The sequence below is a fragment of the Microcoleus sp. D2_18a_B4 genome (genome assembly GCF_036702475.1).
GTDB lineage: Bacteria > Cyanobacteriota > Cyanobacteriia > Cyanobacteriales > Microcoleaceae > Microcoleus.
On the sequence record NZ_JAUBTL010000020.1, the window covers coordinates 52344 to 66313 of the forward strand.

Genomic DNA, 13970 nt, shown 5'->3' on the forward strand with positions numbered 1-13970 from the left:
AAGTTGGTTTGTGCCCATCTACTTAATCGCCAATGACTAATTATTGAGGACTTACGCACTCCCAAACAAACCAACCGTTTCATTTAACTATTATGGATGGGTTCAAGCCCGTGTATGTTCCTGGAACAAACCAGGCGTCTGGAAACCATTGTCTCCCGGAGTATTACTAATCACTAATAAACTGGGTTCAATAGGACGATTTCTTAACTGTCACACCTTATGAATCCATACCTAAACAACCTACCCCAAATCTCAACTACCTTGCACGATTGAGGTAGAGCAAGTATTTGTGGGAAAAAACAGGTTTATCGCAACCCTTGGCCTGCACTTTTACTCATAACTAATGAACCGGGATTAATAGGACGCTCACTTAACTGTCACAGTTTATTACTCCAGACCTAAACCACCTACCCACAATCAAAACAACATTCTACCAAGGCGATCGCTATGTATTACACTTTCGCAGGTTTTGGTGCCGCCACAGGCATATTTTTGCTGCTAGTTTTTGCCATTCTGCAATGGCTGCACGTCTCCGCCGGCAGTTTTATTGATTGGGTAATTGCCATTGCTATTTTTGAATGGCTGTTACTGATTGTTACAGTTCCCTGGAATATCCACTTTGAAGCTAAAGAAGTTTTAGCGCAAGCCGCAGAATCGACTAAAAAAAACATTGCTGTCGATCAGGAACAAGTCAAATACGTTACTGTATTAGTTAGCCGATCGCTCTTTGCGGCGATCGCACTTCATCTGTTTAGCGCGATCGCACTTTACGCCCTAGCCGCCGCCGGAATTAGTGCTATTGGCTATCTCAGTTCCGCTGCTGCACTGCTGTTAACTGTACTGCGTCCAGCTATCCGAGGTTATCAGTATTTAGCCCAACGGCTGACAACTATCCGCCGCCAATTTTTGTACCCCCGTGAAGATATTGTCGAACTCCGCAGCCGCTTTGCAGTATTAGAATCTACAGTTAAAGATTTGAGCAATCAATTAAGTTCAGACAATCCGACTTCGCGGGTGGCTGTCCAAAATCGGGAACGGGAAGCTATCAGAAGAGAATTAACTACTTTATCCGCATCTCTACAATCTTTGCAAGTAACAAATCAGGCAGAACACACTAAACTGAGAAGAGATGCAGAAAGTGCGATCGCCCAACTCACCGATGACGGACAATTTCTCAACCACGTCCGCGAAATCATCCGCTTCTTTAAAGAATCGTAAAGTCAGTTGATAGTTGACTGTTGACAGTTGTCTGTTGACTGTTGACAGTTGTCTGTTGACTGTTGACTGTTGACTGTTGTCTGTTGTCATTAGTTACCAATGCCCGATGCCCGATGCCCGATGCCCAATGCCCAATTCCCAATCTTTAGATAGATGCCAAATAGTCGCAAATAGTGAAAATTTTAATAAAAACAGAATTTTCTCACTCTTGAGGAAGACTCAATAAAGGTATTTTCCCTAACCGCAATTTTTCGCAAACTATAACCAAAGATAGTTTGTGAATGAGCTAGCTTGGGATTAATATTTAAACATAAGCCAAAGACCTTTTTGAAAAGATAACTCAGGAATAAATCATGACTAATCGCCAACCAATACCCCCCAAAGAAGAAGTTAGCAAATCAACACCGGCCGACGAACAAATCGAAGCCAATATGGAAGCCCCCCACTACGACAGGGGCATTACTCCTGCGGAGACAGCAGCGCGGCAAGACCGCGAAGGCGCTAACTTCATGCACACAACCACCGAAGCGAAGCAGAAAAGTGCAAAAACTGATGACCAAACCGATGACGAAAGCATTCACACCACAGATGGTTATACAGTAGACCGAGAAGGCCTGGTTAACAATTACGCGGTCGAACCGGAAATGTACATCAACGAACCGGGCGATTTGAGAGCAAAAGAAGAAGCCGAAGCAGCAGAACGCGCTCGAATTCTCGCAGAAATCAAAGATAAAAAAGGCGAAGAAGGAAAACTGACAATGGATGCAGATACCCGCGGCAAAGGGCCGGGCATTATCTAGATTGTGTGGTTGGTAGTTGCGTTTCAGCGCGCGAGGTTGCAACTGCAAAGCACAGGGGCGGGTTTTTATAGTTCCGGCAATTATCGATCGATATTTCCGGTAAAACCCGCCCCTATTTTGTTTTCCACATCTGTTTTTTGAGTTGAGACTTTACAGCGTACATCTTGCACCAATATCAATAATCCTTTTTTGGGCTGGGTCTCCTGCCCGACCCCTACTCCTCACAATAAAACTCATTCTTTGTGGAACAGGCATCTTGCCTGTTCTTGAGAATCGTGCAAGATGTGAGTTACATCGTACACCTCTCAATTACCCTATCAACCGGCCAGTTTTCACACCCAGCGCAAAAACTTCTTAAAATTACTCAAGCTTTAACATTTTCCCTCAGCCAATTAAACTTAGCTTGAGCCAGCGCCAAATTTTCCAGGACGTTAGGATTGATATCCTCGCGTTCAAATTCTGGTTGATCTAATTCAATATTGCGCCCATATTCTATATGTCTGATCGTACCGCGCATCCTGTCTGCCAGACACAGCGAAATTCCATAATAAAACCGCGAAGCAAAGCCCATATCTTGATCAAGTTTGATTACTAACTGTCGCCTGGGAATTGCCAGCAAGTGAGTTTCTTCGATCGCCTTTACCGTTGCCAAAGGAGGGCGAGCGTCAATGAAAGAGACTTCTCCCACCAGTTCTCCGCTGGCTATTTTAGCGAGTTCTCTAGTGTGCTCAGCCTCGATCAAAACGCTCAAACTCCCATTCAAAACAATGTATAGCGCATCGATCTGTCTCCCTTCCTGGATCAAAATCCCGCCCGGATCTAGAACTTCCTTTTTGCCTTTTTGGACGATCCAGTTGATATCGTCATTATTTAACTGGCTCAAAATAAAAAGTGCTTTTTTTCTGCTGCTGTCGGCCATAAGTTTTAGCTCTCGATCGCTTCTTCTTTATATAAAATTTAGATGGCGCGCGATCGCAACTTCTTCCGAAGCAGTCCTCGCTCAATAGAGTTTTTTTTATCCTGCCTAACTTCTTCGCAAAACCCATATCGGGCCGGCTTTGCCAATAGCAGATGAATCATGCTCAAGCATGATCTCTCAATACTAGCATTTGTTAAACAATCTTTTTTAACTCGATCGACCTCCCCAACATCCCGCGAAATTCCCGTCTCAAAAGCAATTGGGTTCACCCGCCCAGCTTGGCGGCGGGATGGGGCGCGGTAGACAATGCTCCGCGCCCAGTCTTGCTCACTAAATCGATCGCAAATCAGGATAGCCGGCCAACATATCGTCAGCAGTCAGAGTGTCCCCGTTGGCTTGAGGAGTCCACAGCACCTCAACCGCCAGCAACTGCTCGCTCGATACTCCCCCAATCTGACGCAAAGCTTGGCGCAAATCTTCAGAGTTTTTCACTGCTGGCAATTGCAATTTGCCTTGAGTACCCACAATCACCGTCACCACAATAAATTCCCCAGGATCTGAATTCACATCAGAAGCCACCAGCGCCCCATTTTCCTGCAAACCTGGCAGGATATTGCTGCTCCCTGCTTGCCGGAGCTGATTGTTATAATTCGAGAGCGTTTCTTCAGTAAATTTACTGCGTTCTGCCAAAGAAAGTTGATTAAACTTAGCTTCGGCTGCTTCCAAGCGAGTTTGCACAGATTCAGCACCCGCGTAAACCCAGTATTCAGGATGCCGCAGCAGCGCCAGAGTAGATTCTTGCAGCACTTGAGCGCGACCGGCTGCTGTATCGGTATCCGCTTTTCGCGCTAGGGAGTCGAGTTCGGCTTGCAAACCACGGGCCTCTGCTAGCAAACCAACTTGCAAGCGGGCGACAGATACAGTGGTAGTAGGGGCACTGTTGCCCAGTTCGTCAGTTCCGCCCCCGGCGCGGCGGAAGCTTTGGACGAGGAAATTAGCGATCGAAATAAAAATCAAAATCGAGAACAGGCCGCCAAACCCGCCCCCAAAGCCAAAAAACGGCAGCAAGAACGGGAAACCGAAGCCACCGCCAAAGCCGCCACCATAGCCGCCGGGGTAGTAGCCTCCTCCCGACGGCGCGTAAGTGCGACTAGGAGACGAGTAACTGCGCGCCGGAGCACTAAAAGATCCGCCGCCGATGCGTCCGCCGCTGCGAGCAGCCAGAGCTCCATCAGCGTTACCGAGGGCTAGCGTCAGTACCAGACCGATCGCAAATAGTGATTTCAAAAGCGGTTTCATCTTTGAAATTAGTTGCTTGTACATAAGACCGTTACTATTCGATACATTTATAATTTACAGTCTATCCTCGCTTCTGGGCAGCCTGGTTATAGGTGTGAAGCCAGCGAGATATCCGTACCAACCGATCCCACCACAGTTATGCCTGAGTCTGCAAACGAGAAAAGCTAGAAAGGACTTGCATTCCGATGCGGAGAACAATAGACCTCTGGAATAATTATTGTGGAACAGGCATCTTGCCTGTTCAAGACTTGATTTTCACTTCTAGGTCTAATCGACATCGCGGGTTTTACAGAAGTTTACTTATGTAAAGGGCGATCGGCCAACAATAAGCTCTAGACTTTTAAAGAAGCGCCGCGAGTCCTCAAAAACAGGGCTTTATCTACCGTAAAAAAAACATTATGTTTCCAACTCACCGCCCCCGCCGCCTCCGCAACCATGCCCAACTCCGCCGGATGGTACGCGAAAATATCTTGACAACCAGCGATTTAATTTACCCCCTATTTGCCGTACCGGGGGAAGCTTTTGCCAAAGAAGTCACATCGATGCCGGGAGTCTACCAGCTATCGGTAGACAAAATAGTAGAAGAAGCAAAAGAAGTCTACGACCTCGGCATTCCGGCTATTATTTTATTCGGCATTCCCGCAGACAAAGATACAGACGCGACAGGTGCTTGGCACGACTGCGGCATCGTTCAACAAGCGACGGAAGCAGTTAAAAAAGCTGTACCAGATTTAATCGTCATGGTCGATACTTGTCTGTGCGAATATACCAGTCACGGTCACTGCGGCTATTTGGAAGTCGGAGATTTAAGCGGCCGCGTCTTGAACGATCCCACACTAGAATTGCTGAAGAAAACCGCCGTTGCTCAAGCTAAAGCCGGTGCAGATATTATCGCACCTTCGGGAATGATGGACGGTTTTGTCGGAGCAATTCGCGAAGGATTGGACTCCGCTGGATTTGAAGATATTCCCATCATGTCTTACGCGGCAAAATACGCCTCAGCTTATTATGGCCCATTCCGAGATGCAGCAGAGTCTGCTCCGCAATTTGGCGATCGACGCACCTATCAAATGGACCCAGGAAACGGCCGCGAAGCTCTGAAAGAAATTGCTCTCGACATTGCCGAAGGCGCAGATATGCTCATGGTTAAACCCGCTTTAGCTTACATGGATATCATCTGGCGCGTGAAGGAAGCAACTAACCTGCCAGTTGCTGCTTACAACGTTTCTGGGGAATACGCGATGGTGAAAGCCGCCGCCCTCAACGGTTGGATAGACGAAGAAAGAGTAGTGATGGAAACTTTGACAGGATTCAAGCGTGCTGGTTGTGATTTGATTTTGACTTATCACGCCAAAGACGCCGCCCGCTGGCTGCAAAACTGATTCACTTGATTTGAGATTAGAGATTAAAGAATTGACTCCACAGCACAATCTTCGGGTGTTTTCGTGGAGTCAATACCTCTCTCGATAGATGATTTTTGAGCAGCCCTTTCGCACCCTAAAAGCTCTCGCTTACCGATCGACGACGCCTCCAAACCAGGTTTTTACCGTTTCGGTGGGCTGTAACTAACTATTGGTATGAAAAAACCCGGTTTCTCTGTAAACAAACTCCAAACCCTACAAAATCAGTCCTTCCTTATCTAAAATCTAAAATCTCACTATGGTATGAGTTGTAATTTGGGAATTTTGAGTGCAAGACTTTTTTACAATTTTACCCCAAAAAGTATTAATAATCACCGAAATTAGTTAGAGAATATGTATCAATAAAAATAGTTTTGTAAATCGGGAATTAAATCATTGATTGTTCCCAAGCAAAATCAACTATACCCGCTAAGACAGTAAAAGTAACACACTTTAGATAGAACTTGAAGGCAGATTGAGCATGAAATCAACGACTAGGGATTCCAGTCACATTCAATTTTGTATAGGTCGCGATCGCGCCGACATCGTACAGATCCAAGAACTATTTAAAGCCGCCGCCTTTTGGGCGAGGGAACGCAAGATAGAAGATTGGGAAATTGCGATCGCCAACAGCGAACCAGTTGTTACTGTTTGGGACGGCTCACGAGCGATCGGCTTTGCCAGAGCCACCTCAGATGGCATCTATCGAGCTACCATCTGGGATGTCGCCATTCACCCGGATTACCAAGGTGCAGGACTCGGCCGCAAATTAGTGCAAACCGTCTTGAGTCACCCTCGGATGTGCCGAGTAGAGCGAGTTTACCTGATGACAACTTACAAACAAAGCTTCTACGAGCGCATCGGTTTTCAGCAAAACGCTAGCACCACAATGGTACTTGAAAATCAGCTTCTCGAAGAGAATCTCGAATTAGAAATTAGCAACGGCGAATTGCTAACTGCTAATTGTTAAATAATCACAAGATTGGCACCAAAATCTATAATATGTAGGGTGCTCTTCGGCGCACCTTACTACTTATAAATTACCCACAATCAGGACACAGCAGTGCTGTTTCCCTACAATTCCGGCAATCAGGACATACCCGTGCCGTTTCCCTACAATTAATCGAGGGATAGTTATAGTGAACAAACCTGACGGTCAACTGAGTACAGTTAGACCGCAGGCTTCTTTTTCCTTTTTTTCAAAGGCTTTTTATATTAAATCCGTTAGGATCGCAACGATCTAAATGGAGGACACGGCAGTGCCCTGTCCCTACAATGTTCTCTCCCTTCTTCCTTCTTCCTTCTTCCTTCTTCCTTCATCAGAAAGTTGCCAAAGGAATAGAACACTGAGTCCGGTTAAAATTGCACTCTTCGGACTCAGAAGGCACGGCCAGAACCTCCAACTTTCCGCTCATCAAACTTAAAAGAGTCTGATTCATCAATAACCTCATTCCCGAAGACACCTGAGAATTATCGCTGCTCTTAGTAATATCACACTCCAAATCGTGCTTCAGCAAATCCCAAGACTCGCTCCAAGCACTCACTGAACGCTGATCGTCCACCCAAATGTGAACGTATCCAGATTCCGGTGAAGAATGCGCTGAAACAGAAATACTCCCCTCCTCCATCTGAGCAACAGCAGTATCTACCAAATTGACTAAAACTTGCCTAAACCTCGGCAAATCTGCCAATACATAAATCCCCGGATCTGGCGGCAATATCTCCAAACGAATGCCGCGATTAGCAGCTTGCAAGTAAGTTAAATCATCAACCTCGTCAAAAACCTTAGCTAACTGAATCGGCTCAATATCCATCCTTTCAGTGCCGTGTTCAGTTTTAGCAACAGAGATAATTTCATCTATTAATTTCACCAGCTTGAGTGCCGCGACGTGAGCTTGCTCGACAAACTCTCGTTCCTCAGCAGGATCGTCGCACAAATCCGAGAGAATTAATTGCAGCGTACCAATCATAGTGCTCAGGGGCGATCGCAACTCGTGAGAAGTTCGAGCCAAAAAACCCGCCTTAAATTGGCTCATCTCCGATGCCATCTGATAAGCCAATTGAGTTTGCTTAAGTTGCTCGGAAAGAGCATCAAACTTCTCTAAGTGAATTTCTTGAGGAGGTGGGGCTACTTTGGGCGCCGGTTCGGGCTGTTGCGAGCTTTTTTGCCGCAGGCGCCAAATCAAACTGCTTCCCAAACCCAGCCCCAGTCCCATACCTAAATATATAAAGTTGCTCCAGCCGATCGGCGCCATATTGCTTTGCCTTGGAGTTTAGCTTTTAGCATTCTAACTCGATCGTGCCTTGTCGCAATATTTCCCAATCGCTGCCCGTCCATTTAGCCACAGTCGAAGGCAAACTCGAAGCTGTTGTCGCTGTTGCTAATTCAGAAGGAACTAATGTCAAGACTTCGGGAAACTGAGCCTCAATTTCTGCCACCGATTCCAGAGGCGGCTGGCCGGATAAATTAGCACTGGTAGTAGCCAAAGGGCCTGTCTGCTCTAGAATCTTGATCGCAAGGGGAAAGTTAGGAACTCGTAGTCCGATTGTAGTTGGGTCGATCGAATTCATGGCCGCCGGGACTTTTGGCGAAGCCGGCAGTACCAAAGTTAACGCCCCCGGCCAATAGGATTCGGCCACTTGCTGCCACAACTTTAACTCTGCTGGACTCCCCTGCACGTAAGGCCATAAAGCCTTGGCCGATGCTGCCATCAAAATCAGCGGTTTGTCTTGACTGCGGCGTTTAGCTGCAAAAATCAACTCCGAGCGATCGGGACGCGCAGCCAAAGCGGGTACAGTATCTGTAGGAAAACTGACGATATGATTACCAGAAATTGCCCCTTGAACTAGGGCATCGATCGAAACTTGTGTCATGCCATTTTAGATTTTAGATTTTAGATTTTAGATTTTAGAAGTACGACATATTCTTGAAACCTACAGACGGTAGGCTAAGGCAAACCGATCGATTCCTGCTAAATCCGAAAATATCTGAACTTTGCCATAACTCCCGTGACTTTGCAGCATATCAGCTACCGCCGTTTCTTGCCCCGCCATCATCTCAACCAACCAAACTCCCCCGGATTCTAAATAATCGGGAGCCGTTTCTACCAAATGCCGGATGCAATCTAACCCGTCAAAACCGCCGTCTAAGGCCAGATGAGGTTCGTGCTTCAAAACTTCCGGTTCCAGAGTCAGCACCGTGCTGCTGGGAATGTAAGGGGGGTTAGACACCATGCCGCTGACTTGACCTTTGAGAAATTCTAGCGGTTCCCACCACAAACCTTGATAAAAATTAATTCGCGATTCAAAGCCCAAATTCTCAGCATTCAGTCGAGCAACTGCCAAAGCTTCCGAACTGCAATCTACCGCATAAACCCTAGCATTTGTCAACGCCGAAGCCAAGCCGATCGCGATCGCCCCGCTGCCCGTCCCCAAATCCACCCAATGCGATTTGGGATTGACACCATAGCTTTTAACAGCTTCTACAGCCAAATCGATCAGCAATTCCGTTTCAGGACGCGGAATTAGCACCGCCGGCGTTACTTTGAGCGAAAAATGCCGCCAATGTGCAACTCCCGTTAAATACTGCACCGGCACCCGTTCCTGCAAGCGCCGCTGCCACAATTGAGCAAGTTCAGATAAAGACAACTTTAATTCAATTTTTGGCAAATCTTTAAACGACTCCAAACGCAGAGCCAACCTATCCAAACCAGCCAGCTCTTTCAGCAGCCAGTCGATTTCTGCTAGGGGAATGTCAGAGGCTCTCGCCTCGGTTTTAGCTTGATTCGCCCATTCCCAAAGCTCTAAACCAGAAACAAACATAAGACTTTTTGGGAATTGGGCATCGGGCATCGGGCATCGGGAATTGGTAACTAATGACAACAGTCAATCGATTTTCGATTTTCGATTTTCGATTTTAGAGGCGACCCCACGGATAAATGCGGGGGCTTGAGGATTTTCGATTTTCGATTTTGGATTGATTCCACGGATAAATCACGTGGCGGATACCACCTTTGAAATTCGTGGTCAACAGTCAACAGTCAACAGTTAACTGTCAACTGTCAACTGTCAACTGTCAACTGTCAACTGACTAACTATTAGCGAGCTGGAGCCGGAGCTGGAGCCGGCCGAGCTGGAGCCGGAGAGGCTGGAGCCGGCCGAGCTGGAGCTGGAGCAACCTGTGGATTTTGGCCCGCACCGGCAGGTTGGAGTGATCGCACAAATTCCAACGACTCCCGCGAGGGAATCAACATCATTTGGGTCAAAAACGGGTCGTTCTCAGTACGCAAAGCTTCCAAAACGCTCTCCAAGTTCACCACCTCAATCTTAATTGTGGCAGTCACGTTCGGCTGCTGCTGCTTAAAACGATCGACCATTCCCTGTAAATCCTCCTTGTTAAAAAACAAGGGAATCACCTCTTGCTGACCCCGCTGAATCGTCAAATAACCATTTTCGGCGCCGCCTCTTGCCAAAAATAGAGGTACACCGTTGAACTCGTTAACTTGTTGACCAGTCTGCTGAAGTACAGTTTTAGCCGACTGCACCTGCTGCTGCGCCGGAACGAAAGCAAATTGCACTTCCTCCGGCTTGCCTTTATTTGCTTGAGTGAGCTGATAAATTTCCCCCAGCGACACGGGCATCACGCGCACCGTGGCCGCCAACTGAGGATTTCTGGTTTTCAGTTGATCGACAAAAGCTTGAGCGTCTTTCTGGCTGATGAAAATTCCCGCCACGGAAGCATTACCAGTTTGACCCTGACCCTGCTTGGGAACAGAAGCGATCAGGGGCGCACCCTGAGCGTCTGTAATCGTAAATACCGGCACCGAGCGCAATTTTTCCAAAATTTGCGGCTCCGGCAGTGCCAGTGCAGACATCTTGCCAATTGGGGAGGGGCCCAGCAGAGTGCAGCCGACAATTCCCAATATTGCGCCCAAACGAACTAATGATTTCATGTTTTTTCCATCAGGAGCGATCCTGAAACACATTAACGCAAAGACTGGCGACTTAACACGATCGGCAAAAACTGCCTCAATTTGTTTTCATTTTGACGAAATGTAAACATCAGAGACAGTTCTGCTTCAATCTATTATTTAACATTGTGCGATCGGGATGACAGGATTTGAACCTGCGACATCCTGCTCCCAAAGCAGGCGCGCTACCAAGCTGCGCTACATCCCGGTGTTATAGTTAGCTAACCTCTAACAATTAACGCACAAAACCGCTAGCTTGTCAAGCTTTTTTAAATATTTAGCTCTCCATGCAGCTAAGGCGAAGTTTTTTCAGGTTGTGCGGTTTGACCCCACCCAAAAACCTATACCAGCCCCTGACTCCTATCGTGCTCTGCTCAAATCGACTGACAATACTTGCACAGCTTCATAACGGCCCTGATGGCGAGATACATCCACGCGTAACTGACCGCAGGGTACAGGTGCATTCGGTGTTGTCAGCGTCAATATTGTAAGCTGTCGCGCATTTAAATTGTATATTCAGGGCGGGCGGGACGCCCACCCCACAAGACCTTGATTGTTTTTTAACAGACAATTTAAATGTAGAACAGCTTATTGTATATCCTCAACAAATCAACGCCGACATGCACCTCGCTCGCTAATCTGGATACCAAAACATACCTTTAATCCCCTCTGGATCGGACATAAAGCCCAAATTGCGGTAAAAATCCACCACTTGAGGGTCAGCAAATAAGGTAATGTTGCTGATATCTTCACTGCGGAGTTTTTTAATGATGTATTTCATCAGCGCCTTGCCCATGCCTTTGCCCTGGTAGTCAGGATGAACTACCACATCCCAAAGCGTGGCATTAAAAGCATGGTCTGAAGTCGCTCTGGCGAAACCCACCAGCCGTCGCTGGCTGCCCCGCATCTCCCACATAGAGACGACTAGGAAGCTGTGCTGAATAGCTTTTTTGACTTTACGCAGGGGACGGCGGGACCAACCCACTGCATTACAAAGTTCTTCGAGTTCGTAGAGGTCAATGTCCCGATCGCAACTGAAAAAGATGCGAGCGTTTCCGCTGGCGGGCTTGCGAAACGTTGGGGAAAGCGGATCGCCTAACCCAACAGCCACATCTTCCTCAAAATCCGCTGTTTGGGGTACAGAGGCAGACTCAGAACTACTAAATAAGTTTTTCCAAAAACCCATGCAGGCGCGGTTAAGGTAGTAGAAGTTGGACGACGAGAAAGAGAACCAGACAGATAAACCCACTCCGATCGGCGTAGGATCAATTGCCGGTAGCCTCTTGAGGAACAGTTTACGGTACACTCATCTTACGCCGAAAACAGGGATTTGTCGTCCAACATTGAGTCTGCGCTTTTTTGATTCTGTCAAGTTTGGTAGAACTGTTCTGCTAGCCAGTGCCCGCACAACCCGCTTTTAAGGTAAAATTTGTTGCCGAACCAGGACAGAGGCATATTGGGAAATGCTTCTTTTGAGTGCCGCCGATCGCGCCGGAACTTATACCCTTGGTGGAAAATACCACTGGAATGGCGCAACGTGACATTCTCGTGATAAGTTCTCAGACAGATTTGAGTTTTGCTTTTAGTGAGGAGACGGGCACAATTTAAGTCGAATCGTCGAATCGAAAATCCCATTGCCATAAGGCATGGAAGAGTCAATACCAGTATATCTCCCGCACCTTCTCCTCAATTATGGCTTCGGGTTTAAAACCATCCACACTAGAACTTCTCAAGCGCTTTAACCGAGCGTTTCCGCAGTTTTATGAGCAATTTGTCAGCAGCGAAATCCAGTTGCAAAACCTCAAATTAGCTTACCAGCTTTACAAAACTCGGCAAGCAGTCATCGAAATCCGAGCCGAAGGTAACAAAAGTGCCCTGCATTTTGCTTACCGGAACCAGTCTTTTCTATTGAGCGATATTTTTGGAGTGCTCGCGGCCTACGGACTGACAATTCACAGTCTGAGTCTGTACGGTCAAATTTACCCGCCGATGCTGGTATTTATCAAATTGGTCGTATCTCGCGGTGGCAAGGTACTGGCAGATAAAACAGCAGAAAACGTCTGTAGGGCGGTTCGAGAGGCATTGGCGGGACATTTTGAGGTTGAAGAGATGTTGGCGGTGGAATTTAATTTAGACGCGGGTTTAGAAGATGTGGCAACTGAATTCTACGTCGATCCAGTTTTCCACTTGCCAGCTTTGCTGATTGAAGCAGATAATCAACCTGGACTTTTTTACAAAGTTATGTATGCCATCTGGCAAGAGGATTTGTTGGTCGTAAATGCTAATTTGCTGGTTTGGCGGGGGCGAACTCGCCTGATTCTCTATTTGTTGGGCCCCAATGAAAGTTTAATTCCCGAATATCTGGGGCAGAAAATCGCTGAGGGGGTGCGACAAAGATTGCTGGGCGAGCGATTTTAGGGCAAGCTGCCGATCCTCCCTAAATAACTAGATTTCTATAAGTAGACATTAGTTTGCAGAAGTTTTCCAGTGAGATAGGATAAAAAGCTCGGCAACATTGTTCCTACAAGCGAGTGTAGATAAGCTGTTCTGCATCTAAATCGTATTTTTTGTGCGGGATTTCTGGCTAACCCCACACGAACTTTATCAAATTTTAGTTCACAGTTTAAATGTGCAACAGCTTAGCGGTTTTCATAAACATGGGACACGCCGAAACGATGTTGTCAAGCTTTTTAAGTTTTACAGCGCCTACTTACTTAAATAAGCTCGCGGGACTACACGCAAAAGTCGCAAATATCCGCAAAAATGCGCTCCATAAAATTACGTCTCACCTCGCCCAAAACTAGGGATAGGTAACGCTAGCTAGAGAATTAAGAGATTAAATAATTGTTGAATGCTAACAATTTAGTTGGTTTAATAGTTGAAGGTAGGAGGTACGAATTTAATTTGTTTGTAACTATCCTACAAAAAAATATCTAATTTGACACTGGAATACCGAGGGTTGACAACTTTCAAATCGGCTAAGTTTGGAAAATTTATTGCCGCAAAAGACCCTTAAAAAATCGCGTTGATTTATGTCGCAATTGCGCTCATACAGCAGACAGAAATTTGAATACTGCAAAAAATATAGAAAGCTGGTTTGAAGGAATATTTATTCTAGACCGATCGCATAAAAGGGCAAGCTATGCCAATATTGCCCGTGCAGTGGACAAAAATCTTGTAGCGTCAACTTAAAACCGCGTGTTGCAGCAGGAAGTATGCGGTAAATCGATAAAGTTGAGTATTTTTGGCTTACTTATAGCGATTCTTGGGTAGATGAGGTAAACAATTCAACTGAAAAAACTTGAGAACACAGGGTTTCGGCGTACTCCCTCTTTCTGAGAAAGGCTATACATAGGTTTACATC

14 protein-coding genes and 1 tRNA gene are annotated in these 13970 nt (G+C 46.5%); 5 read left to right on the top strand and 10 right to left on the bottom strand.

Annotated elements, in window-relative coordinates:
- Positions 1–447 precede the first annotated feature (447 nt).
- Together QUB04_RS14095 and QUB04_RS14100 are read left to right on the top strand one after the other, a co-directional pair.
- Positions 448–1218 carry a hypothetical protein gene (locus QUB04_RS14095; RefSeq protein ID WP_333285126.1) on the top strand — a complete coding sequence of 257 codons (771 nt, stop codon included), beginning with the start codon at positions 448–450 and terminating at the stop codon, positions 1216–1218.
- Between the two features lie 353 nt (positions 1219–1571).
- Positions 1572–2018 carry a hypothetical protein gene (locus QUB04_RS14100; RefSeq protein WP_333145148.1) on the top strand — a complete coding sequence of 149 codons (447 nt, stop codon included), beginning with the start codon at positions 1572–1574 and terminating at the stop codon, positions 2016–2018.
- Positions 2019–2382: 364 nt separating this feature from the next.
- Here the strand turns inward: QUB04_RS14100 and QUB04_RS14105 are convergent, their stop codons facing one another.
- The 3 genes from QUB04_RS14105 to QUB04_RS14115 all read right to left on the bottom strand — a co-directional run bounded on the left by QUB04_RS14105 (position 2383) and on the right by QUB04_RS14115 (position 4260).
- On the bottom strand, positions 2383–2937 hold the full coding sequence (locus QUB04_RS14105) for a cyclic nucleotide-binding domain-containing protein (RefSeq protein ID WP_333285128.1): 555 nt from the start codon (positions 2935–2937) through the stop codon (positions 2383–2385).
- A gap of 38 nt (positions 2938–2975) precedes the next feature.
- Positions 2976–3206: a hypothetical protein gene (locus tag QUB04_RS14110; RefSeq protein WP_333285130.1), complete on the bottom strand. Its 231-nt coding sequence runs from the start codon at positions 3204–3206 to the stop codon at positions 2976–2978.
- 61 nt (positions 3207–3267) lie between these two features.
- Positions 3268–4260 (bottom strand): DUF1517 domain-containing protein, encoded by a 993-nt coding sequence (locus QUB04_RS14115; protein ID WP_333285132.1) that lies wholly within the window; start codon positions 4258–4260, stop codon positions 3268–3270.
- Between the two features lie 374 nt (positions 4261–4634).
- Here QUB04_RS14115 and hemB point away from each other — a divergent pair, with 374 nt between their 5' ends.
- Entirely contained in the window at positions 4635–5618 is a 984-nt protein-coding gene (gene hemB, locus QUB04_RS14120) for a porphobilinogen synthase (RefSeq protein ID WP_333285134.1), read from the top strand.
- 499 nt (positions 5619–6117) lie between these two features.
- On the top strand, positions 6118–6606 hold the full coding sequence (locus QUB04_RS14125; RefSeq protein WP_333285136.1) for a GNAT family N-acetyltransferase: 489 nt from the start codon (positions 6118–6120) through the stop codon (positions 6604–6606).
- Between the two features lie 349 nt (positions 6607–6955).
- Here the strand turns inward: QUB04_RS14125 and QUB04_RS14130 are convergent, their stop codons facing one another.
- The 7 genes from QUB04_RS14130 to QUB04_RS14160 all read right to left on the bottom strand — a co-directional run bounded on the left by QUB04_RS14130 (position 6956) and on the right by QUB04_RS14160 (position 12150).
- Positions 6956–7891, bottom strand: coding sequence for a sensor histidine kinase (locus tag QUB04_RS14130; RefSeq protein ID WP_333145144.1), 936 nt, complete (start codon positions 7889–7891; stop codon positions 6956–6958).
- A 25-nt stretch (positions 7892–7916) separates the two neighbouring features.
- Positions 7917–8510, bottom strand: coding sequence for an L-threonylcarbamoyladenylate synthase (locus tag QUB04_RS14135; RefSeq protein ID WP_333285138.1), 594 nt, complete (start codon positions 8508–8510; stop codon positions 7917–7919).
- 60 nt (positions 8511–8570) lie between these two features.
- Positions 8571–9458, bottom strand: a complete 888-nt coding sequence (prmC, locus tag QUB04_RS14140; protein WP_333285140.1) for a peptide chain release factor N(5)-glutamine methyltransferase — start codon at positions 9456–9458, stop codon at positions 8571–8573.
- A 275-nt stretch (positions 9459–9733) separates the two neighbouring features.
- Positions 9734–10588 carry a Tic22 family protein gene (locus tag QUB04_RS14145; protein ID WP_333285142.1) on the bottom strand — a complete coding sequence of 285 codons (855 nt, stop codon included), beginning with the start codon at positions 10586–10588 and terminating at the stop codon, positions 9734–9736.
- A 152-nt stretch (positions 10589–10740) separates the two neighbouring features.
- Positions 10741–10814: transfer RNA gene (locus QUB04_RS14150), tRNA-Pro, on the bottom strand.
- Positions 10815–11240: 426 nt separating this feature from the next.
- Complete coding sequence (locus tag QUB04_RS14155) at positions 11241–11792, bottom strand: GNAT family N-acetyltransferase (protein WP_172187348.1); 552 nt, start codon at positions 11790–11792, stop codon at positions 11241–11243.
- Positions 11793–11997: 205 nt separating this feature from the next.
- Positions 11998–12150: a hypothetical protein gene (locus tag QUB04_RS14160; protein ID WP_333285144.1), complete on the bottom strand. Its 153-nt coding sequence runs from the start codon at positions 12148–12150 to the stop codon at positions 11998–12000.
- 148 nt (positions 12151–12298) lie between these two features.
- Between QUB04_RS14160 and QUB04_RS14165 the strand changes: the two genes are divergently transcribed.
- Complete coding sequence (locus QUB04_RS14165) at positions 12299–13024, top strand: hypothetical protein (protein ID WP_006631881.1); 726 nt, start codon at positions 12299–12301, stop codon at positions 13022–13024.
- Positions 13025–13970: the final 946 nt, after the last annotated feature.

Bases quoted from the DNA above. Each gene is read 5' to 3' on its own strand.
- QUB04_RS14130 (WP_333145144.1), bottom strand. From the start codon at position 7,891: ATGGCGCCGATCGGCTGGAGCAACTTTATATATTTAGGTATGGGACTG.
- QUB04_RS14145 (WP_333285142.1), bottom strand. From the start codon at position 10,588: ATGAAATCATTAGTTCGTTTGGGCGCAATATTGGGAATTGTCGGCTGC.
- QUB04_RS14155 (WP_172187348.1), bottom strand. From the start codon at position 11,792: ATGGGTTTTTGGAAAAACTTATTTAGTAGTTCTGAGTCTGCCTCTGTA.
- QUB04_RS14160 (WP_333285144.1), bottom strand. From the start codon at position 12,150: ATGTCACGTTGCGCCATTCCAGTGGTATTTTCCACCAAGGGTATAAGT.
- QUB04_RS14095 (WP_333285126.1), top strand. From the start codon at position 448: ATGTATTACACTTTCGCAGGTTTTGGTGCCGCCACAGGCATATTTTTG.
- QUB04_RS14135 (WP_333285138.1), bottom strand. From the start codon at position 8,510: ATGACACAAGTTTCGATCGATGCCCTAGTTCAAGGGGCAATTTCTGGT.
- QUB04_RS14115 (WP_333285132.1), bottom strand. From the start codon at position 4,260: ATGTACAAGCAACTAATTTCAAAGATGAAACCGCTTTTGAAATCACTA.
- QUB04_RS14105 (WP_333285128.1), bottom strand. From the start codon at position 2,937: ATGGCCGACAGCAGCAGAAAAAAAGCACTTTTTATTTTGAGCCAGTTA.
- QUB04_RS14165 (WP_006631881.1), top strand. From the start codon at position 12,299: ATGGCTTCGGGTTTAAAACCATCCACACTAGAACTTCTCAAGCGCTTT.
- prmC (WP_333285140.1), bottom strand. From the start codon at position 9,458: ATGTTTGTTTCTGGTTTAGAGCTTTGGGAATGGGCGAATCAAGCTAAA.
- hemB (WP_333285134.1), top strand. From the start codon at position 4,635: ATGTTTCCAACTCACCGCCCCCGCCGCCTCCGCAACCATGCCCAACTC.
- QUB04_RS14125 (WP_333285136.1), top strand. From the start codon at position 6,118: ATGAAATCAACGACTAGGGATTCCAGTCACATTCAATTTTGTATAGGT.
- QUB04_RS14100 (WP_333145148.1), top strand. From the start codon at position 1,572: ATGACTAATCGCCAACCAATACCCCCCAAAGAAGAAGTTAGCAAATCA.